Origin of the sequence: Mycoplasma testudinis ATCC 43263, from assembly GCF_000687795.1 — a bacterium.
Taxonomy (GTDB): Bacteria; Bacillota_I; Bacilli_A; order Mycoplasmatales; family Mycoplasmoidaceae; genus Mycoplasmoides; species Mycoplasmoides testudinis.
On the sequence record NZ_JHXT01000003.1, the window covers coordinates 1 to 21001 of the forward strand.

At 31.2% G+C, this 21001-nt stretch carries 25 protein-coding genes and 1 tRNA gene; 22 read left to right on the plus strand and 4 right to left on the minus strand.

What is annotated here, in order from left to right:
* A partial coding sequence (locus T384_RS06000; protein WP_036498677.1) for a transposase occupies positions 1-277 on the minus strand: 277 nt, incomplete at its 3' end.
* A gap of 265 nt (positions 278-542) precedes the next feature.
* On the opposite strand from T384_RS06000, the gene T384_RS0100915 reads away from it, so the two are divergent.
* The 4 genes from T384_RS0100915 to nadE all read left to right on the plus strand — a co-directional run bounded on the left by T384_RS0100915 (position 543) and on the right by nadE (position 3975).
* Entirely contained in the window at positions 543-878 is a 336-nt protein-coding gene (locus T384_RS0100915) for a hypothetical protein (RefSeq protein ID WP_027119459.1), read from the plus strand.
* Positions 879-1067: 189 nt separating this feature from the next.
* Complete coding sequence (locus T384_RS0100920) at positions 1068-1742, plus strand: MPN565 family protein (protein WP_027119460.1); 675 nt, start codon at positions 1068-1070, stop codon at positions 1740-1742.
* Positions 1743-1768: 26 nt separating this feature from the next.
* A complete protein-coding gene (gene obgE / locus T384_RS0100925) occupies positions 1769-3064 on the plus strand; it encodes a GTPase ObgE (protein WP_027119461.1) in 1296 nt (431 codons plus the stop codon).
* Positions 3065-3075: 11 nt separating this feature from the next.
* Positions 3076-3975, plus strand: coding sequence for an NAD(+) synthase (gene nadE / locus T384_RS0100930; protein WP_052663385.1), 900 nt, complete (start codon positions 3076-3078; stop codon positions 3973-3975).
* Here nadE and T384_RS0100935 read toward each other — a convergent pair.
* Complete coding sequence (locus T384_RS0100935; RefSeq protein WP_027119463.1) at positions 3967-4242, minus strand: hypothetical protein; 276 nt, start codon at positions 4240-4242, stop codon at positions 3967-3969. The two genes, nadE and T384_RS0100935, sit on opposite strands and share 9 nt — an antisense overlap.
* A 1-nt stretch (position 4243) precedes the next feature.
* Positions 4244-4894: a uridine kinase gene (udk, locus tag T384_RS0100940; RefSeq protein ID WP_027119464.1), complete on the minus strand. Its 651-nt coding sequence runs from the start codon at positions 4892-4894 to the stop codon at positions 4244-4246.
* A gap of 300 nt (positions 4895-5194) precedes the next feature.
* Between udk and T384_RS06005 the strand changes: the two genes are divergently transcribed.
* From T384_RS06005 to pheT, 14 genes are all read left to right on the plus strand, one after another.
* Positions 5195-6583, plus strand: a complete 1389-nt coding sequence (locus T384_RS06005) for an arginine deiminase (protein WP_052663386.1) — start codon at positions 5195-5197, stop codon at positions 6581-6583.
* A gap of 42 nt (positions 6584-6625) precedes the next feature.
* Positions 6626-6701 (plus strand) — tRNA-Arg (locus T384_RS0100950).
* Between the two features lie 182 nt (positions 6702-6883).
* On the plus strand, positions 6884-7045 hold the full coding sequence (gene rpmG / locus T384_RS0100955) for a 50S ribosomal protein L33 (protein WP_027119465.1): 162 nt from the start codon (positions 6884-6886) through the stop codon (positions 7043-7045).
* A 2-nt stretch (positions 7046-7047) separates the two neighbouring features.
* Positions 7048-8148, plus strand: coding sequence for an aminopeptidase P family protein (locus T384_RS0100960; RefSeq protein ID WP_052663387.1), 1101 nt, complete (start codon positions 7048-7050; stop codon positions 8146-8148).
* Positions 8149-8157: 9 nt separating this feature from the next.
* Positions 8158-8949, plus strand: coding sequence for a hypothetical protein (locus T384_RS0100965; RefSeq protein WP_027119467.1), 792 nt, complete (start codon positions 8158-8160; stop codon positions 8947-8949).
* Between the two features lie 2 nt (positions 8950-8951).
* Positions 8952-9611, plus strand: coding sequence for an MBL fold metallo-hydrolase (locus T384_RS0100970; protein ID WP_027119468.1), 660 nt, complete (start codon positions 8952-8954; stop codon positions 9609-9611).
* Between the two features lie 101 nt (positions 9612-9712).
* Positions 9713-10765 carry a hypothetical protein gene (locus tag T384_RS0100975; protein WP_027119469.1) on the plus strand — a complete coding sequence of 351 codons (1053 nt, stop codon included), beginning with the start codon at positions 9713-9715 and terminating at the stop codon, positions 10763-10765.
* A 216-nt stretch (positions 10766-10981) separates the two neighbouring features.
* Positions 10982-11614, plus strand: a complete 633-nt coding sequence (gene infC / locus T384_RS06010; protein ID WP_084266088.1) for a translation initiation factor IF-3 — start codon at positions 10982-10984, stop codon at positions 11612-11614.
* Positions 11607-11801, plus strand: a complete 195-nt coding sequence (gene rpmI / locus T384_RS0100985) for a 50S ribosomal protein L35 (RefSeq protein ID WP_027119470.1) — start codon at positions 11607-11609, stop codon at positions 11799-11801. Before infC ends, rpmI begins: the two co-directional genes overlap by 8 nt.
* Positions 11802-11827: 26 nt before the next feature.
* Positions 11828-12199, plus strand: a complete 372-nt coding sequence (rplT, locus tag T384_RS0100990) for a 50S ribosomal protein L20 (RefSeq protein ID WP_027119471.1) — start codon at positions 11828-11830, stop codon at positions 12197-12199.
* Positions 12180-12665, plus strand: coding sequence for a dUTP diphosphatase (locus T384_RS0100995; protein WP_027119472.1), 486 nt, complete (start codon positions 12180-12182; stop codon positions 12663-12665). Before rplT ends, T384_RS0100995 begins: the two co-directional genes overlap by 20 nt.
* An 18-nt stretch (positions 12666-12683) precedes the next feature.
* Positions 12684-13385 carry a M48 family metallopeptidase gene (locus T384_RS06875; RefSeq protein WP_052663388.1) on the plus strand — a complete coding sequence of 234 codons (702 nt, stop codon included), beginning with the start codon at positions 12684-12686 and terminating at the stop codon, positions 13383-13385.
* A 22-nt stretch (positions 13386-13407) separates the two neighbouring features.
* A complete protein-coding gene (gene pheS / locus T384_RS0101005; RefSeq protein WP_036498682.1) occupies positions 13408-14433 on the plus strand; it encodes a phenylalanine--tRNA ligase subunit alpha in 1026 nt (341 codons plus the stop codon).
* Between the two features lie 3 nt (positions 14434-14436).
* Complete coding sequence (gene pheT / locus T384_RS0101010; protein WP_027119474.1) at positions 14437-17052, plus strand: phenylalanine--tRNA ligase subunit beta; 2616 nt, start codon at positions 14437-14439, stop codon at positions 17050-17052.
* A 1-nt stretch (position 17053) separates the two neighbouring features.
* Here pheT and rnhC read toward each other — a convergent pair whose 3' ends face one another.
* Positions 17054-18040 (minus strand): ribonuclease HIII, encoded by a 987-nt coding sequence (rnhC, locus tag T384_RS0101015; RefSeq protein ID WP_027119475.1) that lies wholly within the window; start codon positions 18038-18040, stop codon positions 17054-17056.
* A 102-nt stretch (positions 18041-18142) separates the two neighbouring features.
* Between rnhC and T384_RS06020 the strand changes: the two genes are divergently transcribed.
* Genes T384_RS06020 through T384_RS06025 form a run of 4 tightly spaced genes read left to right on the plus strand, consistent with a single transcriptional unit; the run spans position 18143 to position 20998 of the window.
* A complete protein-coding gene (locus T384_RS06020; RefSeq protein WP_052663389.1) occupies positions 18143-18544 on the plus strand; it encodes a DivIVA domain-containing protein in 402 nt (133 codons plus the stop codon).
* Between the two features lie 8 nt (positions 18545-18552).
* A complete protein-coding gene (locus T384_RS0101025; protein WP_027119476.1) occupies positions 18553-19815 on the plus strand; it encodes a hypothetical protein in 1263 nt (420 codons plus the stop codon).
* 16 nt (positions 19816-19831) lie between these two features.
* Positions 19832-20167 (plus strand): holo-ACP synthase, encoded by a 336-nt coding sequence (locus T384_RS0101030; RefSeq protein ID WP_027119477.1) that lies wholly within the window; start codon positions 19832-19834, stop codon positions 20165-20167.
* 3 nt (positions 20168-20170) lie between these two features.
* Entirely contained in the window at positions 20171-20998 is an 828-nt protein-coding gene (locus T384_RS06025) for a lysophospholipid acyltransferase family protein (RefSeq protein ID WP_052663390.1), read from the plus strand.
* The last annotated feature ends 3 nt before the right edge of the window (positions 20999-21001 follow it).

Consider the following 21001-nt stretch of genomic DNA (forward strand, 5'->3'; position numbering starts at 1 on the left):
TCCCTACTGATGAACTAACAGTTTTTTCAATGAAACCATTCCGGCGATTGGAGTTTTCAGAACGCTCGTATTCGCTTCTTCCTAAATGTTCATCCATTTCGGCTTTAAGAAGTGCATTCAGTGGTTCAGAAAATACTTCTGTCATTGATTTAATTAAACTATTGGCACTGCTAGCATCAAAAATATCTGGGTTTCCTAGTACCAATTGGTTAAATTGGTCCATTACTTTTCGATAATTTTCAGATTTAGGTGGTTTTGGAGTTATTTTCTTTGCCATCTTGTTAATCATCCTTAATTAATTATTTGAATTTTAACACGATGCCAATTTAACACACTTATTTCATTACTACCAACAAAAAATTTCTAAAGCTAAGGTTATTCCCAATTTTTTATATGGTTTTGTTTTTGATAAAGAAAATGTTTTTATAGAATTAAAGATTCACGATTCAAGTTATCCTGAAGTTGTTTTTTTAGCAAGCATAACTTTGAATGGAATTCTTTGCGATAAATTAGATCAAAACGAACAACGATGGTACGAATTAATGAAAAAATTACAAAAAATCGTTTGAATTGATTCTAAAAATGTTTTCATTGAAAAAAATTACAAACTTGTATTTAATAACGAAATTACTTCTGTATTAAATCCTTTGAATGATTTAATTAATAGTCATGATGAATCAGACCACAAGCAAACACTATTAAGCGTTGTAGCAAACCAACTTGAAACTCAAGAAAAATTGCAGATTATTTCTTGTTTACCTGTTTACAAGAATGATAAATATCATTTTTTTGACATTTTATGCTGCTTAAAAAGAAACGAAATTTTGCAACCTTATTATCTCACTTGGGTTCGCTTAAGAATAACTAATATAAATTAAATTTTAAATTGTTTCATAATGTCATAAAAGCAATTAAATTCAGGGGAATTGACAACTTTTGAAGACTAAAAATAAGTTATTTAACCGATTTGTTTTTAAATTTATTTTAAGCCGAAAATTTTAAAAGTTTTTTACCTTATTTTTTAGTGCATTATGTTATGATAAATCATCAATTAACAAGGTAAATGAATGGAAAAATTTCGCTTATTATCAAATAGTCAGTTTAAAAGAACAAAAGTGTGGTTTATTACCGTCTATATTTTCTTTTTTGTTTTTTTATATTATTTGCTTGTTTGATTATTTCTTGGTGAAATGAATATTTCGGGTTTAAATTATTTAGTTTTTCAAGGTCATCCATTATTTCCTGTTAATGATATGCGTCAATTTATTGCAACATTTTCAGGTCCTTTAAATTCTCCACAGCTTTTTTTAGATAATATTCTCTTGTATTGATTATTAATTCCGTTAGCATTTCATGCGATTACAATTTCTTTAATTCATTATGCAACTAAACAAACCGCTTGAGATATGATCCCAATGGTTTATTCTTTTTCTTTGGGAATGCTTGCTTTAATCTTTGGTGGCGCTTTTACCAATGCTTGATCATTGTGGATTTTGCTTGGTAGAATTATTTTAATAGCTTCGGTTTTCTTTATTAGTTTCATCATTCTAAACTATAGTGTAAACCGTTTTATTATGAAAGAAAAATCTTCGTTTGGTTATTTTGAAAATGCTTTAAATCAAGAAATAGCTAAAAAAGAATTAAAAGATTTATCAAGAAAAATGCGCTTAAATGCACATAGTGACATTATTGATGTAGCTCCTCAAAATATTTTTTTCAAGCGGAAAATTAAAAACATTTAAAAACTAGTTAAGGTAAAAATATACATATGCAATTTGTCGATAATTGTACTTTAAAAGTTGCTGCCGGAAATGGTGGTAACGGAATTGTAGCGTGAATGCGCGAAGCGCATTATGATAAAGGCGGTCCAGCCGGCGGTTCTGGTGGAGCAGGTGGAGATATTATTGTTGTGGCCGACCATAACGAATCTTCATTAATGCATTTAAAATATACAAAATTTATTAAAGCAACTGATGGTGAAAACGGAAAGCCTGATGTTGGTTCTGGTCGTAATGGCCCGCATAAATACATTAAAGTTCCGGTAGGAACCACGATTACTAATTTAGCAAATGATGAAGTTTTAATTGATTTAATTCACGATGGCCAAGAATTCGTGATTTGCCACGGTGGTAAAGGCGGAAGAGGCAATGCAGCTTTTAAATCACCTACATTACGTGCTCCTGCGATGTATGAAAACGGTGATCTTGGTGAAACGTTAGATGTTAAATTAGAATTGCGTTATTTAGCTAATGTTGGAATCGTTGGCTTTCCTAATGCTGGGAAATCCACTTTAATTTCCAAATTGTCAAATGCTAAACCAAAAATTGCCAATTACCATTTTACCACTTTAGTTCCCGTTTTAGGAACTGTTCAATATCAAAACAAACGTTTGATTTTCGCAGATGTTCCCGGATTAATTGAAAACGCAGCTGAAGGTTATGGTTTAGGACATCACTTCTTACGTCACGTTGAACGATGTGAAGTTTTAATTCATTTGATTTCATTAAATCCCTTTGATCACGATGATGTGATTGTAGCTTATGACCAAATCATGAACGAATTAAAAAAATATTCGCAACTTTTACTTAACAAAAAAATGCTTGTAGTTGCTAACAAAAACGATGTTCCAGAAGCTCAAGAGCGTTTAAAACTTTTGAAAAAACATCTAAAAAATGTTCCAATAATTAGCATTAGCGCAATCACTAATGATTTAAGTGATTTAATTCCTACCATTTTTAGAATGTATGAAGAAGTCCAACAATCACACGGAGCTAATAAATTTAATAACCCTATTGATATGGAACGTTTGTATACATATGAAGCCGAAGCTGCTCAAAGTAATGATCCTTTGAATGTTGTTCGTGATGATATGGGTCGCTGAATTGTTAGTAGTAAAAAACTTGACTACTGATTTCGGAAAATTCCTCAAACTACAATGGATAACATTACTAGACTAGGACAAAAAATTAAAAGCATTGGAGTTGAAGATCAATTAAAAGCGATGGGCGCCAAAGCAAACGACGTTATAGTAATTAGCGATTATGAATTTCTAATAGACGAATAAAAGGAGAAATTATGAAAAAGGTATTAAAGCAAAAAGTAACAATTGATTCTAAAAAGCAAAATAAATTAACTAATTTAACAAAAAATAAAAAAAACCAAAAGAATATTTTAAGGAATCATAAATCCCCAAAAAAACCCCAAAACAAAACTGAACAAGTTGTTCAACCCAATTTTAACGACATCCCTTCTTATGCTAGATTTTTAGAAAACTGATTATTAGCTAACGTGTCTACTTCAAAAGCTAATGGTGTTGTTTTTGGTTTATCTGGAGGAATTGATTCAGCTGTAGTTGCTGCTTTAGCAAAACAAGTCTTTGGGCATAATCATTTAGCCGTAGTTATGCATATGAATAACTCCCAATTAGATGAAGAATGTACAACAAAAGCAATTGACGTTTTACAACTTAATGCAGTTCATTTAAATTTACTTCCTGCTGCCATTGAAATGGCGTATGCGTTAAACATTGACCCAAAATTACAACCAGAAATATTTGGAAATATCAAGGCTCGAATTCGAACTATAGCTTTATATAGCCTGGCACAAAAAAATAATTACTTAGTATGTGGTACAAGTAATTATGATGAATGGATGACTGGATACTTTACTAAGTATGGTGACTCAGCTTGTGATTTAGCACCATTACGTAATTTATTAAAAAGTGATGTTTACGCCTTAGGCCGCCACTATTTAGTGCCTCAGAATATTATGCGACGTGCTCCGTCTGCTAGTTTGGTTGTTAACCAAACAGATGAGAATGATTTAAACTTAAAGTATATCGACCTAGACCAACATTTTTTAAATACCAAACCTTTAAAGGGCAATGATTTAAAACACTTTAACGATTTGCACGAACGCTCAAATCATAAACGAAACCTGCCACCAGCGCCAATGGGGATTTTTAAATTAAAATAAATTGCCTTTTTTAGTGTTAGTCATTTCACCAACGCTTAAGACAACATTGGATGCAGAGTCCACGATTGCATAAAAATTATAACGTTTAGGTATTTTGTAGTAATCATGACCGTTGTTTGAAAATTCTGGAACCAGTCCTTCCAAAATCTCATTGATTTTGTCATCAATTTCAAAATCAAGTGTAGCCTTGATATTTAAGCGTTGTTTAATTCGGACTCTGGCATGATCACTAACTTTAAATTTGAGTCCTTTTTTGTAGTAACTCATTTTATAATCCCTTTTTGAGACGCTCTACAAATGCTTTGATTGCTCCGTTGATTGTATCAGTGGCAATATTATTCATTAAATACCACGGAATAATGATATCCGCCTTTTCTTTTTGGGCTTCAACAAATTGCCGGTGCATCAATCGAACAGAACCACGTCATTGCTTAATGATTGATTGAATTGTCCGACCTCTTTGCAAATTATCGCGTTCAATCCGCCGAATTAAACGTTCATCACTTGGTGTATCAACATAAATTTTTAGATCTGCTATTTTATTAATTTCTTCTTTTCAAAAAGTTATTAATCCTTCAAAGATAACGACATCTACAGGCTCGACTTTTTTTGTTTGCAAACTAGATGTATATTCTGAATAATCATAAATAGGGGTATTGACCGCTTTCCCTTTTAATAATTGTTTTAATTGTTTAATCATCATTTCTCAATCATATGACGAAGGGTGATCGTAATTAATTTTTTTTCTTTCGGATAGAGTTTTTTCTTTAAAAGGCAGATAATAGCTATCTTGACAAATAATAGTGCTTTTAAATTTTTTTGGTAATAATTTAACCACAGAATCGGCAATTGTGGATTTTCCAGAACCGCTGCCTCCGCTTACACAAATTAGCACAGCTTGTTTTTTATTTGAAGTCATATTATTCTAATCCTGGTTTATCTAGTTTATTTGAATTTGTTCTATCGAAAATTTGTTAGTATCTAAATTTTATCAAAACTATTTTTTAAAAAAGGGTTTTATTTTCGGATGGTGTATTTGAAGCAAATTTAATAGCTCAATTTAAAAAGATGGCATAAATGTTTCAAAACAAACCCGTTTACTTTAAAAACTTCTTGCAGCAGATTGATTTCGTTAATATAAAATTATATAAATACTTAAGTAAATTTATTATATAGAAGATTAATTAACGTAAATTAAATCTTCTGTTGGAGACAGTCAGTGGCTAAAAAAACAACAATAAAAAGCAAACAAAAAACTGTGGCTAAAACATCCATTAATTTTAAAAAAACAAAAAGCTCATTAAGTGTTGTTAATGCTCAACCATCTAAAAATGAAATAATAAGCAATAATTTTGGTTTTAATATAGGCGTAAATGTAAAAAATGAAATCAATAAACTGTCAGAAGTTATTGTTCATCGTCCAGGATATGAAACTGAACGACTAGTTGGCAAATTGCTAACTAAAAATAACTTTGAAGGAAACATGCATTTAGAACGGGCCCAACGTGAACACGATTTGTTTGTTAATGTTTTACTAAAACAAGGTATTAAAGTTTATTACCTTGAAAAATTAGTAGCCGAAGCATTAGAATTTGCCGGCCCCTTTGTGAAAGACCAATTCATCAAACGTTTTGTAAGTGAAGCAAAAGTTAAAAGTGTTAGTGCATATGAAACTTGTGTAAACTATTTTCGAAGTTTTAATTCAACTGTTGATATGATTAACGCCATGATTGCAGGCGTTAAACAAAACGAAGTACCACCAATTCCGTGAAACCGTTTTAGCGATGTTTCTTTAAGTTCCAATCCATTTTTAATTAAACCTTTACCTAAAATGCTTTTTCAACGAGACGGCTTTTTAAGTTTGGGTTATGGTATTAATTTATTAAAGTTAGGAAATCAAGAAAAAGATCGACAAACTTTATTTCAAGAATATTTGATTAAATTTCATCCTCGATTTGATAATTTGAAATTATATTTCAATCGGGACTTTGAAGATTGCAAAATTTCTGGGAATGATATTTTATTGATTAATGAACAAAATTTGTTAATTGGAATAAGTGATCAAACCGACGTAAGCGGCATAGAAACCTTAGCTAGAAACGTTTTCAACGATTTAAAAAATCCAATTCAACGGGTAGTGGCAGTTAATATCAATTCTTTTAAACAATCCAAAAGACCAATCAATTTATTACAAGCATTTAGTATGGTCGATCGGGATAAATTTATTATTGATCAAAACTTATTAAACGCAAATGAAATTTTCGAAATTACGCCATCACCCGAAAAAGACATTGATGGCATTGGAAAACTAAAATTCAAACAATTGCAATTATCATTTAGTCAAACAATTGAAGCAATCATTAATAAGCGACCCAAGTTCATTATCTGTGGCGGTGGTGATGATGTTCGCGGCGAACGCGAACTTGCAGATTACGGAATTAGTGTTTTAACAATCGCTCCGGGTGAAGTAATTGCTTATGATCGAAATCGTTACACTAATGAATTACTAACAGAACTTGGAGTTATTGTACACACGATTCCTTCGGCCGAATTATCTCGAGCACCTGGTGGACCATTAAATATGTTGTCAACATTATGGAGAGATTAATTTAAAATACTACATTAGATTTAGTAAAATCTAAATCTTAATGCGCCAGTAGCTCAGTGGATAGAGCACACGCCTTCTAAGCGTGTGGTCGCGGGTTCGACTCCCTCTTGGCGCGCCATTAAAAGTAAAACGCATTCTATTTGACTAGAGTGCGTTTTTTCTTTTGACTTAGTTTTAAAAACTTATGTATTAATAATTTTTTCTCGTTACGTTTGTAAAAATGATTGATTTTTATAGTAACTTATATAATATAATTATTTATTATTATTTTTAAATACACATTCATTTAGGAGAAACATAATGGCTGTTAAACGTGGTACACGAATGAGTTGTTCAGATTGTTCTGAAATTAACTATATTACACATAAAAATTCGAAAAAAAATCCTGACAAATTAGAACTTAACAAATTTTGTTCAAGATGTCGTAAAGCAACAGTTCATAAAGAACTTAAAAAGAAATAATTATGCTTCAAATTACTAAAAGCAAAGCAGTTGTCAATAATTCGGCTGATTTCAAATTTAAACATCAAGCAGTAATTGAATTATTAAAAACCAAAAAAGCAGATACATTACTCTTAACATCAGATCAAAACCGTCAATGATTTACCGATTTTAAGGGAACCTTTGGTTTTTTATTTATTACTAAAACTAAATCGGTTTTGTTAACGGATGCCCGTTATTATGAAGCGGCTTGCAAGACGATTAAAGGTACAGAAGTAATTTTGTATAATTCAGCTAAATTAGTGTCAGAAATTGCTAAGAAATTGAAAGTGAAGCATTTGCTGATTGAGTCTGAATATTTGACTTATACTTATGATGCATTAATTAAAGAAATTAGTGAAAAACAAACTATTGTTGAAACTAAATTACTTCGGGCTGCTAAAACTGCTGCAGAAATTGAAAAAATTAAAAAAGTCATAGATATTACTGCAAAAGTTGGAAATAAGCTTCCTGAGTGGATTAAACCAGGGATGACTGAAATAGATTTAGCAAAAAAGATTACAATTGAATTAATTAATGCTGGTGGGGATAAAAATTCGTTTGATCCGATCGTAGCTTCTGGTCCTAATGGTTCAAGCCCACATCATCATCCTACTAGTCGCAAAATGTTATCTGGAGATTTTGTAACTTGTGACTTTGGTACAACATATGATGGATATTGCTCGGATATTACCCGGACATGAGTTGTTGGTAACAAACCCAAAAATACTCGTTTAATAAATGCTTATAAAACAGTTGATGCTTCAAACACCAAAGGAATCCAAAAAGCTCGCGCCGGAATCATTGGCAAGGATTTAGACTTTGTTTGTCGGGATTATATTAATCAAACTGAATTTGCTAAATTTTTTGTTCATGGTACTGGTCACGGAGTTGGACTAGATGTCCACGAATTACCAAACGTTTCTTCTGGATACGATCGGGAATTAATGACTAATGCAGTCGTTACTATAGAACCTGGTATTTATCTTCCAGGTATCGGAGGAATTCGGATTGAAGACATGGTTTTAATTAAACCGAAAAAGTCGATTTGATTATCAGAAAAGATCAAACGCTTAAAACTATAGGAGTTTTAAATGACCGGATGAACTAATCAACTTGAAGATAAACTTCTTAAACTTCAAGCTAATTATGGACCAAAGGATTCACCAACGCCTAACGCTTTTTTAACTCGGCGAGTTAAAGGTTTTGTGATTTTAACAGCAGTTGGATTTGTAGTTGTTTCTTTTATTGGGATGTTGTTAATTGCTGTAGCAATTTTATCACCAAACGTTGTGGCTTTTGGCACAGATCAAAGTTTAAGTGCAACGCGTTTTTGGAATTATCAGGCTGCTCCAACTCCAGCGCTTGGAATTGTTGTTGGTAATAATACTTATCAAATTACCGCTTATGGAATTACGGCAACTGTTTTTCCAGTCGTTTCTATCTTATTGTTAATTTTTCATCTTTATGGTTTTTTTAAAGATCCATATTTCATTAGTCTTGATAAACAAATGAAAAAGTCATGAATCAGTTTATTAATTTCTTCTGCTTTAGCTTATTTTGTTTTTTTGATCATTGGTGCTGTTAGTGTCAGTATTAATAACCAAGACTTATTTCCATCTTCTTTTAGTGATTTAAATGCAATTGCTATTGGCAATAATTTTGGCCTAAGTTTTAGAATCGCTAGTACAGAAAGCGTGAATAACGTTACTTTTATTCACCTAGATGCAACTGGTTTTGGAATTGCTAGTTCAGTTTTACAAATCTTAATGGTCTTGAGTTTTGTTTTTTGATTTTATGGAATAAATTACCAAATTGACTTTAAAAATTTCAAAAATAGTTTCACTTTTACTAAAAAAACAAAAAAATCTAAAAAAGCTAAATAAAAATGAGTGATGACTGCAAAGTTTTGAATGAGTCGATTAGTTTAATCATCAACCAACGAATGAGTAATAATTCATTCATTTTGCACCAAAACAACCAGGCGGTAGTTATTGATCCGAGTTGAAATGCAATTGCTATTAAAAAATGATTAATCCAAAATAATTATGTTCTTAAAGGAATCATTTTTACTCATAGTCATTTTGATCATATTGGTGATAGTCAAATATTACAAAAATTTTATATGTGCCCTTTTTATATTCACAAAAAAGGTAAATCCATTTTGCTGAATGGTTATAACAGTCCGGCTTTTGCCTATGATTTTGTTTTTCAATCAAAAGATATAAAAACGTTTGACACAAATCAAGATTTAATGATTGATTCCATGAAAATTGAAACATTGTATGTTCCAGGACACACTCCTGATAGTTGCTTATTTCGTTTTGGGAATTATGTTTTTAGTGGTGATCATCTTTTTATTGACTCAATTGGACGAACCGATTTTCAATATAGCAATATAAATGACATGAATCAAAGTTTGAAAATTGCTAAGCATTGAATTCAGTTAGATAATATCTTATGCCCGGGTCATCAATTTAGTTTTAAAAAATTCTCGTTAGTCTTAAAAGAAAATAATTTTTTAAATGGAACATTTAATCTATTATAGTAATATTTTGAATAGTCGTTGTTTGAATTAAGGATCTAAACAAATGTTTTTAGTAACAAGTTTTTAATTAAATTAATTAATAACAAGAAAAGGTTTTAGTAGTGAAAGATTGAACATCAGTTATAAAAAAAACAAAAGAAAATCAAACTAAACTTATGCCAACTAAACCAGTTGCACTTAAGCCAACATTTGTTCCGTCCAGTTCTTCAAAAAGCCCATTGAAGAAACCATCTCCTTTAAATGCAGATAAGAAATCGTCTGATGCTAATTTGTTTACAACATCATCTAAACCTAATCCTACAAAGACAATCAAAACTAAACTTAATGATTCTTCTGCAAAACCTAAAGTTGCTAAAGTTAAAAAACCAAAAATTTCAAAAGAACATAAATTATTTAAGAAAGTTAATTTAAAAGTTTGGTTTGGAACATGCGCTACATTTGCAGCTATTGGTTTTATTGTGCCAATTGTTTTAGTATCTACAATAGATGCAAATCCTTCAAATGCAGATTTACAAAGCGACCTTGATACAAACACTGCAGCAAATCCGACGACTGAAAACCCTTTTCCAAATAGTCGCACTCCATTTGTAGTTACTAACTTTAGTGATACCAAATCTGCGATAAATTCATTTCACACCCTTTTTAACCAAAGTGGTGTTACGGGAATGGTTTCGTATTTTACAGACGTGACTAAAGCAAACCAAATTTTATTGACAACATCTTTAAAAATTGTGAATCTTTTAGATTTAAATTCTTGGTTTACAGCTTTTTTGAATTCATCAGATAACACCACTCCGTTACAGCAAAACTTATTTAGTTCACCGATTGTTACTGATTCTATTACTAATCAAGGAGATAATCGCTTTCAGGTTTTAACACAAATCACATTTCCTTATAACGCTAGTAGTGCAACCCCCCAAGTTGTTGTACTTAGTGCTAATTCCACATCCACTTCAACAAGTATGAATTCAACTCCAGGTAGATTAACTGATTCATGAAGTTCGCAAATATCAGTTACACTCCAAAATACAGGAGCAAGTGGAACACCTACCATGATTAAACAAGAAAATTTAAATATACCTAATCGAAGTATTCCGCTTGCTGATTATTGAATCCGTTTGTATTTGTCTAATTTTGAAAATTTGATTTCATAACTAAATTAAAATATTTTTATAGAAATATATTTTTTTATTATAATAATGAGGTTCAAATTAACATTTGTTTGAATAATATTAAGCAGTTTCGACTCGCCTCAAATCACTTTAAGTGTATGCAAAGGCTAAATCAATAATTATCAGAATATCTTTTGATTTTATTCGTCGCAGCTCTTTATATGCGACTTTTTTTTATTATCTTTTATTAGGAGACACATGAACAACAACGACCGAAACAACAATCGCGATCGTGCCCGGCCGCAACGTGCCCAATTACCCCCAATGAATGAAACTATTCGATTTCCTTCTTTTGTGGTAATCGATGAAAATTCTAACAATCTTGGAGAATTAGTTCGCGCTGAAGCCTTACGATTAGGTGAGCAAAAAGGATTAGATGTAGTGATTATTTCACCGAATGCTAACCCTCCAATTGCCAAATTAATGGATTACGGCCGTTTTTTATATGAACAAAAACGTAAAAAACGCGAATCAAAGAAAAAACAAACAGTAATTCGAGTTAAGGAAATCAATGTTAAACCAACCATTGGTGCTCATGATTTAAAGTGAAGAGCAGACAATGCTAAACGTTGATTAGACGAAGGATTTCATGTTAAATTTACAGTAAAAGCCTTCAACCGAATGATTACTCGAGACGACATTATTAACAAACTGTATGAATCATTTATCGAAATGATCGGTGAACACGGTGAAGTTGAAAAAGGTTTTACTAGATCTGCATCAAATATGTATGAAGCTAATATTATCCCCAACAAAAACCATAAACCAAAACCTGCTACTAAACCAATAAGTGATATAAATTCAAGCCAAGGAGGAACTGAGCATGCCTAAAATGAAAACGAAAAGTGCTGCAGCAAAACGCTTTAAAGTAACTAAATCTGGAAAGATCAAAAGAAAACACGCGTACACTTCACACTTAGCTCCAAATAAGACAACTAAGCAAAAACGCCAATTACGCAAATCTGGTACTGTTCATTCAACACAAGCAAAGTCAATGAAGACTTTACTACAAAATTAATTTATTAAAAATAAGGAGAAGATACAATGCGAGTAAAGGGTGGACCCACAACAAAACAACGTCGTAAAAAATGATTAAATGAAGCCGAAGGGTCGTTCGGTACAAGACGAGCGTCTTATAAAACTGCTAAACAAACTGTTATTAAATCAGCAAAATATGCATTCCGTGACCGAAAAAACAAAAAAAGAGAATTCCGTGCTTTATGAATTACTCGTTTAAACGGAGTTCTTCGTGAATCTGGAATAACTTATTCTGTTTTTATGAATAAGCTACGTAAAAATAAAATTGCTATTAACCGTAAGATGTTATCTGAAATGGCGATTCAACAGCCAGAAGTCTTTAAAGATTTTGTGCAAACAATTATTCGGGCCAGCGCAAATGACATGGGATCTAAGTAATTTACTTGAATTGCAAGCAAAACTAGATATAAACGTTTTTAAAAAATGTAATCAATCATATGCTAGCACAATCGAAAAAAGACAAATGGCTCTGATTATCGAACTTGCTGAACTAGCAAATGAATTACGTTTTTTTAAATTTTGGTCCAAAAAAAAGCAAAGTCCAGATGAAATAGTTTTGGATGAATTAGCAGACGTTTTTCATTTTGCTTTAACTTTTGCAGTGCAATTTAAATTAACGTGCAAGTTCGAAATTGTTAGTTCTTCAAAAGAATTTAACATCATTGCTTCATTTAAAAAATTGATGGTTGATGCACAAACAATTAAAGATGAAAAATCTACGCTAAATTATTTAAAATATTTACTTACAACAGCTGTAAATCTAGGGTTTTCCAAAAAACAAATTGTTGCTGCTTACATGAAAAAAAATCAAGTTAATTTGGAGCGTGCGGCTTCAAATTACTAGTATGTTGGTTAACTAATAGTGAGTTTAAAAAACAAAATTGTTAAATCAATTTACTTGAACAATCAAATGCACACGTATTCAATTGTTTACAAACCATTGAAGAATATGTATTTACGATTGGACGAAAATAATCAGTTATTAGTTAATGCGCCATTAGCTATTTCTGAAAAAAAGATCAACGATTTTGTAGGTGAAAACTTACTTAAAATGTTAAAACGAAAAAACTTAAAGTTAAGCAATAGTTATCTAAGTTTGAATTCTCAAGTTTTTTGCTTATTGGGCGAACGTTTAAAATTACAGATAGTTCACACAACTTCTAATGTCACTAAATTTAGTTTAGAAAACGATGTTTTATCTCTTTGATTTAATCCGCAAAAACCCGAATCATGAAAGAATTTGATAAAAAAATTTTATTTAAAAAAAGCACAAGAATTAATTCCAAATGTTGTTTACGAATTCGCTAAAAGTATGAATACAACCGTTAATAACGTAAATTTTAGATGATTAAAATCGCGATGGGGTTCTTGCGCTTACCGAACTAAAACTTTACTGTTCGCAGCCCAATTAATTGCCTTTCCTCCCGAATATATTCGTTATGTTGTAATTCATGAACTAGCCCATACGTTTCACCCTAATCACTCAAATGATTTTTGAAATTGCGTAAGTACTTATATGCCTGATTGCTTTAAGATTAGAAAATTGTTAAAATTACAAGGGTAATCAAATTAAAGAAAGACAAATTATGAATAACAATTATTTAGATTCACAAGAATTATTAGCCAAACTAGCTGATCGTATTAAAAACATCACTCAACCTAAATTATTAGTAGAAACCAAAAATATTTTTCACAAAGAATTTGTCAAACCTTTTTTTGATTCGTTACGTAATTTAAAGGATGTCAGCGCTAAAAAAGCACTCGGCTCTGAATTAAAAATTTTACAAGAACAAATAGAAAATCTCATTCAATCAAAAAAAATTGAATTAGAACAAATGCAAGAAAAAATCGACAAGCCAAATTATGATTTAATGCTCCCACCAAGTAATTTAAAGGCCGGAAGCAATCATGTTTTGCAATTAATGATTGATCAGGTGATTAACTTTTTTAAGCAATTCAACTTTAAAATTATTAATTTACCAGAATTAACTTCCACAAAATTTTGCTTTGACGATTTGAATGTCCCAAGTGACCATCCAGGTCGTGCTGAAACCGATACGTTTTATATTGACGATTACCAATTGTTACGAAGTCAGTGTACGGCCGCAACAGTTCAAGCAGCAGCTAGTTTAAATAAACTTCGAGATATTCGGGTTTTAAGTTTTGGTAATGTTTACCGTAACGATACAACTGATGCCACTCATTCGCACCAATTTATGCAAGTTGATTTTATGTGGATTAAAGAAAATATGTCTTTGGCAAATCACAAGTGATTTATTCAAAGTTTCTTAAATTACATTTTTGGTAGTAATTTAAAAAATCGTTTTCGGTTGTCATATTTTCCATTTACAGAACCTTCGTTAGAAGTTGATGTGGAGTGCTGAAATTGCCAAAACGGGTGCACATTGTGTAAGTTTACAAAATGAATTGAAATCCTTGGCTCAGGGATTTTGCATCCTAATGTTATTAAAGCTATTGGTTTGCCAAAAAAAATGCGTGGCATTGCAGCCGGAATTGGAATTGAACGTTTGGTAATGTTAAAGCACGGGATTACTGATATGCGTGAAATCTATAGTAACGATTTCCGTTTCAATGAACAATTTAAGGATTAAATTATGATTTTATCAAAAAAAATAATTAGTAATTTCATTCCAACAATTAACCAAATTGACAATGAAAAAATTGTTGAAGCACTAATCGCTATTGGCGTTGAAGTTGAACAAGTGATGCATTTTCCACAAATGGATTTTTTAAGAATTGGTAAAATTGTTGCTATTAAAAAACACCCTCATGCAGCACAATTAACAATTTGTAAGGTGCAATTAGGTGAAACACAATTTAATGAAATTGTTTGTGGAGCTAAAAACGTCGCTTCTGATGATGCTATTAATAAATATGCAATTGTGGCTTTAGAAGGGGCCGAATTCCCAGATGGTCGGATTATTGCAGCAAAAAACATTCGAGGTGTCGTATCTGAAGGAATGCTTTGTGCTTATGAAGAATTAAACGTTAATTATAAAAAGTATGTTGCCACTGAAGATTTAGATGATGTCATTTTGCTTGAAGACGCCAAACCTTTTGATACAGATATCTCTAAATATATTAATTCTGATGATACGATGTTTGAAATCAGTCTGCCATACAACCGTCCTGATTGACAAGGAGTTCGGTTTATTAGCCTTGAACTGGCCGGTTATTTAAAGCAAAAATTTGTTAAAAAAATAACTTATTTAGGTGAACATAAATTTATTAATTCACCAATTGATGCAATCAACAACGCTGATCGCTTTTGTAATTATTTTGGTGGAATTTATTTAAGAAATTGGCAAGTTAAGAGTTCTAGTTGAAACCTCAAAGGATTATTGATTAACAACCAAATCCGTCCGATTAATGACATCGTTGATTACATGACGTTAATTTCACTATTAACCGGAAACCCAATTCATGTTCACGACGCAGATAAAATCAACGGTGCAATTAAAGTTGAACAAGCAAAAGAAATGATGCAAATGGTTGGGTTGGACAATAAAACTTATGACATTATGCCAGGTGATTTAATCATAACAGACGATGAAAAAATCTTAGCCTTAGCAGGTGTTATCGGATCTAAAGCTAGTATGGTTTCAAAAGAAACAACTAATTTCTTTATTGAGATTGCTAACTTTTCGCGCCACGAAATTCAAAAAACGGCAAACCGTTTAAAACTTAGTACATTAGCTAGTCAAATGTTTAGTCGGGAAATCCCTTTGTATGCGACCCAGTTAACCTTTGATCACGTTTATGAATATTTGACGAAAAATATTTTGCCGCAGCAAATCTCTCGTCCAACTAAAAAACTTAATTTAGATGAATACAGTAAAGAAATAGTTGTTAATTTCCAAAATATTGTTAATTTGCTTGGATATACTAAAAATTTATCTGAACTAAAAATGCGTTCAATATGAAATTCTTTAGGATTTAATGCTAGTAGTAATCGGGTTTTAATTCCGGCTTATCGTAAAGATATTAATGTTTGAGAAGATTTGGCTGAGGAATTAGTTAAAATTTTAAACATTAACTCTTTTGAACCAGAACCTATTTTAGCCAACTATATCTTAGATCAAGACAACAAGAATTATGAAATGATTCAAAGTCTTTCATCAAAGTTACGTAATTTGCAAATTTCCAACGTTCACACTTACAATTTAACATCATTATCTAAAGCCAAGCAATTTGATTTTTTTAATCATGGTGAGCCAATGCGGATGCGCCATTCTTTATCAAGTGATCGCGAATATTTTAGGTTGAATGTAATTGGAAATTTACTGGACGTTTTACAATACAATAAAGTGCGTAAAAACGGTCTACAAGCCTTATTCGAAATTCAAAATTTGGTTTCTTTAGAATCAGCAAATATGCACATTGGAATAGTTGTTCCGGTTCCGTTATTTAAAACTAGTTATAATTCCCAAGCAATTCCTAGTAACTTATTGACAATGAAGGGTTTAAGCGAACTAATTGTTAATAATTTTGGATTCAATTGTAATTATGAACCAGTTGAAGAATCCCGTTATTTGTCTGAAAATGATGCATTAAAACTCGTTGTTTATCAAGAAATTATCGGTTTTATTGGTAAGATTCGTCCTTCATTATTAAAAGCTTATGATTTACAAGATTTAGATGTTTATGTTTTGGATATTAATTTGGAACCTTTGATTAAATCTTTAAATCGAATTGAGTCTGTTTATGAACCGATTAGTAAATTGCAAAATATTGAACGAGATATCACTTTGCAAATTTTAAAAGAAAATAATTTTGAACATTTTGTAAAAGCAATTGCGACTGTCAACGAAATTAAAAAATGAGAATTGATTTCAGTTTTCAACCCACCAGAAAATAACACTCCTCTAAAAGAAGGAATCAATTCTTTTTTAAGCAATCTTTATACAATTCGAAATGCTCCAGTTTTATTGCCGGGAATTAATATCAATTACGAGTCATCAACGCCAAAAAACATTAATGTGACAACCAGTCCTAATGTTCCAACCCAAAATATTTCAACTTTAAAACCACAGGTTGAATCAAGTGAATTCATCGACAAGTCAGAATTAGACAAATTTGCCCCAACTCGTTATACAGTTCGTTATTATATCAATCAAGGTGACAAAACTTTAACTCTTGAAGAAATTAATGAAATTACGAAAAAATTGCTTCGTGTGTGCAAGTCAAAAAACATTTTTATTCACGAGTAAACTAAACGGATAATTTTCGTGATTTAATGATTTTTTCAGTAAAACTGAAGTGTATTTTTACTGCTTGATTTAAGCCGTTAATTCCATATTTTGCATATAGTTCTTTAGCCACGATTAAAACATTAGGATTGCTTGAACCAAGAAATAAAGGAATCTTAAATTTGGTTTGAATTTTTCGCGTTTGAGTTAATCATGCATCTCGAGCTAAAATTGAAGCAGCAGCAACACTAATATATTTGCTTTCAGCTTTAGTTTCAAAAATATTGATTTCGACCGGATCTAAAATCAAATTATCTTTTAAGTATTTGTTATAAAGTTTTTGATTAACATATTGATCCATAATGATATTTGTATCGACCAGTTTTATTGTTTTATCTGTAAGCAAATTATTTAGTGCTTCGTTATGTGCTAAAGTTTTTAACACATTACCGTTTTTGTATTTTGCATACAAGTCATTGTAACTTTTTGCGTCATAATTACAAATTGCATATTTTATATTTAAATCTGATTTCATTTGATTTGCAAGTTTAATGATTTTATCATCGGTTAAATTTTTTGAATCTTGTATGCCAAAGTTTACTAAAAGTTTTTTTTGTTCTTCATTGATAAAACAAGCACATGTTGTGATTCCGCCAAAGTAATCACCAACTCCTACTTCGTCACAACCAATTTCATTCGGTCGTGCCGCAAACAAACCCAACTGAATATTTTGATGCTTTGGTTTCACAATATTGAAGTGTTTAACTTCGTTTTCTTTATTTTCGACTCGTGGAATCGCTTCATTTAAAACAAGTTTAACTACTGCTTCACTATTGTTTCCTTGAAATAAAATAGTTCCACTATGATATAAAGAAACCGTTACTCCATCGTATTTAAAAGCGAAGAAAATATTAGGATTAGTTGAACTAATTCTAAAGTCCGTAAAGCGTTCTTTAATTTGTAATAGTTGCTTTTGGTTGATGCGTTTTGTAAAAGTTTTTGAGTGCATATAGTTATTAATATATAATACTATAGTATTATAAATCAATGAGCGTTTATTAGATGCTTATGTTTACAAGTATCTTGTATTGCGATTACCACTAGGATGATTATGGAAACTAACGAAAATAGTAAAATGGTTAAAGTTTCTGCAAAAGCAGTTACTGAAAAAGAGTTTTTACGAACTGAAGCAGCAGGTTATGATCCAGATGATGTGGATCACTTTTTGGATTTAGTGGTTGATACTTTAAAATTTTATGAATTTAATTTTCAAAGATACCAAGCTTCTAAAGCCAATTTTGAATCATTAATCAGTAAATCTAAAATGCAAGAATCAGTTATTGATAAATTGCGCAAAGAGTTAAATGATATGTACAGTAATGGCTATAGTAACCAAGCTATGATGCGTCGGGTCCAAAATTTAGAAGCAACCAAGAATAATATGGCCGATGTTGAAAATCGTTTGGCAAACATTGAACGATTATTGAGTCGTCTAATTAAAAATCCAGTCTAAAGTTATCCATGACACAATTATTGAATTTTTTTGCAAGTTTAGAAATTTCTCGAAATGGATTTGGTGCCCCTTTTCTCGTTTGGGGGATTTTTATTGTTTTGGTAATAAGTATTTTTACCATCGGTTTTACGTCCGGATTTTTTAGTGCTTTTTATTTTGGTATTTTTAATTTGGTTGCTGCAATCATTTTCTTTTTTAGCGCCAATCAAGTGACAGCCGCAGTTAAAGATCTTTATCAAAATGATGTCTCGCAATTTTTTAACACTCCTTTTTTAGGTTCAAATCAAAGTACAACGATTTTATTTGCAAGTGAATTAATTAAACCGATTTATCTAGTGATTTTGTTTATAGCGATGAATTTAGTATTATCATTCGCTTACTATTTACCAATTAAAACAAAAATCAATAAATCCAAAAAGACATGAACGCTTAAAATGCTTTTAAAACGTCATTTATGAAATTCTAAAACCGGAAACACCATTCAACTTCCTTTGGGATTTGATATACATCAAAGTGTTGTCATCCCATTAAACTACGGTGATCAAGAAGTTAATTTTTTAAAACAACCATCTGCTACAGTTAAATATTTATCAAGATTTTCTGGCGGTATTATTTTTTTAATTTTGTGTGCTCCGTTGTTTTTCGGTTTAACATCAATTGCTTTCGATGTTTTTGGCGATCAGTTTTCAAATACTTTAATCGGCGAAAACACAACCCAATTTTTTCGTTTAGGAAACCAATCAATCGATAAATTCAAACATTTTTTGTTTTTAGATCCCTCTCTTGAATCACGGGGTGTATCATTAGCTTATTTGTCTATTTTCCAATCCTGGGGTTCGCAAAATAATTCACAATTCTTCAATGCTTTAAGTAATGTAATTAATAACAACACTGAGAATATCACTGGAACGTTGAATTCTTTGGATTTTATATCAGTAGATCGTTCTTTAACGCTTTTGGCATCTTCTGCATTAACTCAACCATATCTTCAATCAATTGTGGCATACAGTTTTACTAACGCTGGGTTTAATACAGCAACTAACCCAATTACAGAACAACTATTAACAAACATTACTAATTTTAAAAATAGTGCTAATATAACAACTGCGCTATTTGATATTAATGCTTCGCAAATAGTAGATCCTGGCGTTCGCGAAACCGTTAATTCTGTTCTTGCTCAAAGTTTTGCAAATTTACATTATGCTGCTGATTCAAACACTGATAATAGTCTAGCAACAAATTTAATGAACGCTTTTTTCGCATTGCGCTAATTTAGGAGAAACGAAAATGATTTTAGGTATTGGAATTGATGTTGTTAACATTAAACGAATTGCTAGTAAGAAAAATTTGGATTTTGTTAAAAAACTTTTAACGGCAAGCGAATTTAAGAAATATCAATCTTTAACTTCACCCACCAATGAAGATATGTTTTTGGCGGTGCGTTGAGCTTTAAAAGAAGCAATTTACAAATCTTTGAAAACCAAGCAGTATTTTTCGGATTTAGAAATTAAAAAAATTAATGGACTCTACGAATGCTTTATTGACGATACATTACAATTGCATTTATCTGTTTCTTATGAAAGCGACACAGTAACAGCAATCTGTCTTGCAGAAAGGATTTAACACATGCAATTTTTACTTCGTTTTTTACAAATACTTTCATACCCTTTTTTAGCAGTCGAATTTATTTTCAGATTTCTTTCAGCCTTAAACAAATCCCGAAAATATGTTAAGAATCCAGACAATTATCCAGCTGATTCGCGTTTCAAATCGGTTTATATTCTTGCTAGCAGAATTCGCTATTTTAAAGGAATTAAAATTATTGAAAAAGGAATTGAAAACATTCCTAAGAAAAAACCGGTATTGTTCGTTGCCAATCATAAATCCAATTTAGATGCTATTGTTTTGCTCAATGTCATCAACCATCACAAAGAAATTGAATCATTAGTTACATTTGTAGCTAAAAAAGAACTTTTAAAAAAATCAGTTGGAAAAATTTTACGGTTAATCGATTGTGTTTTTATTGACCGCGAAATGTCGCGCAAAGCGATTGAAGAAGCTGTTGCTGCTTTAGAAGCACAAAAAAATCATATTCGAAGCAACGTTTCATTAGGTATTTTTTCTGAGGGTACTCGTGTCCCTGGAGACAAATTGGGAGAATTTAAGGGCGCTTCAATCAAAGTTGCGTATAAAACTTTTAGTCAAATCATTCCAGCTGCAATTTACGGAACGGAAGGAAAAATGGATCATTCCTTAGCTTCTAATGGAAAGCCATTTAATAAGATTAAAGGTCGTAAGGTTTATATTGAATTTTTAAAACCCGTGATGCCGATAAACATTATGAATATCGAATCGAATAAATTGGTGGCAAACATTCGGAATGATATCCAAAGTGCGTATTTGAGACTTAAAAAAGAACACGAAACTCCTAAATCAAAAAAGAAAGATAAATAATTT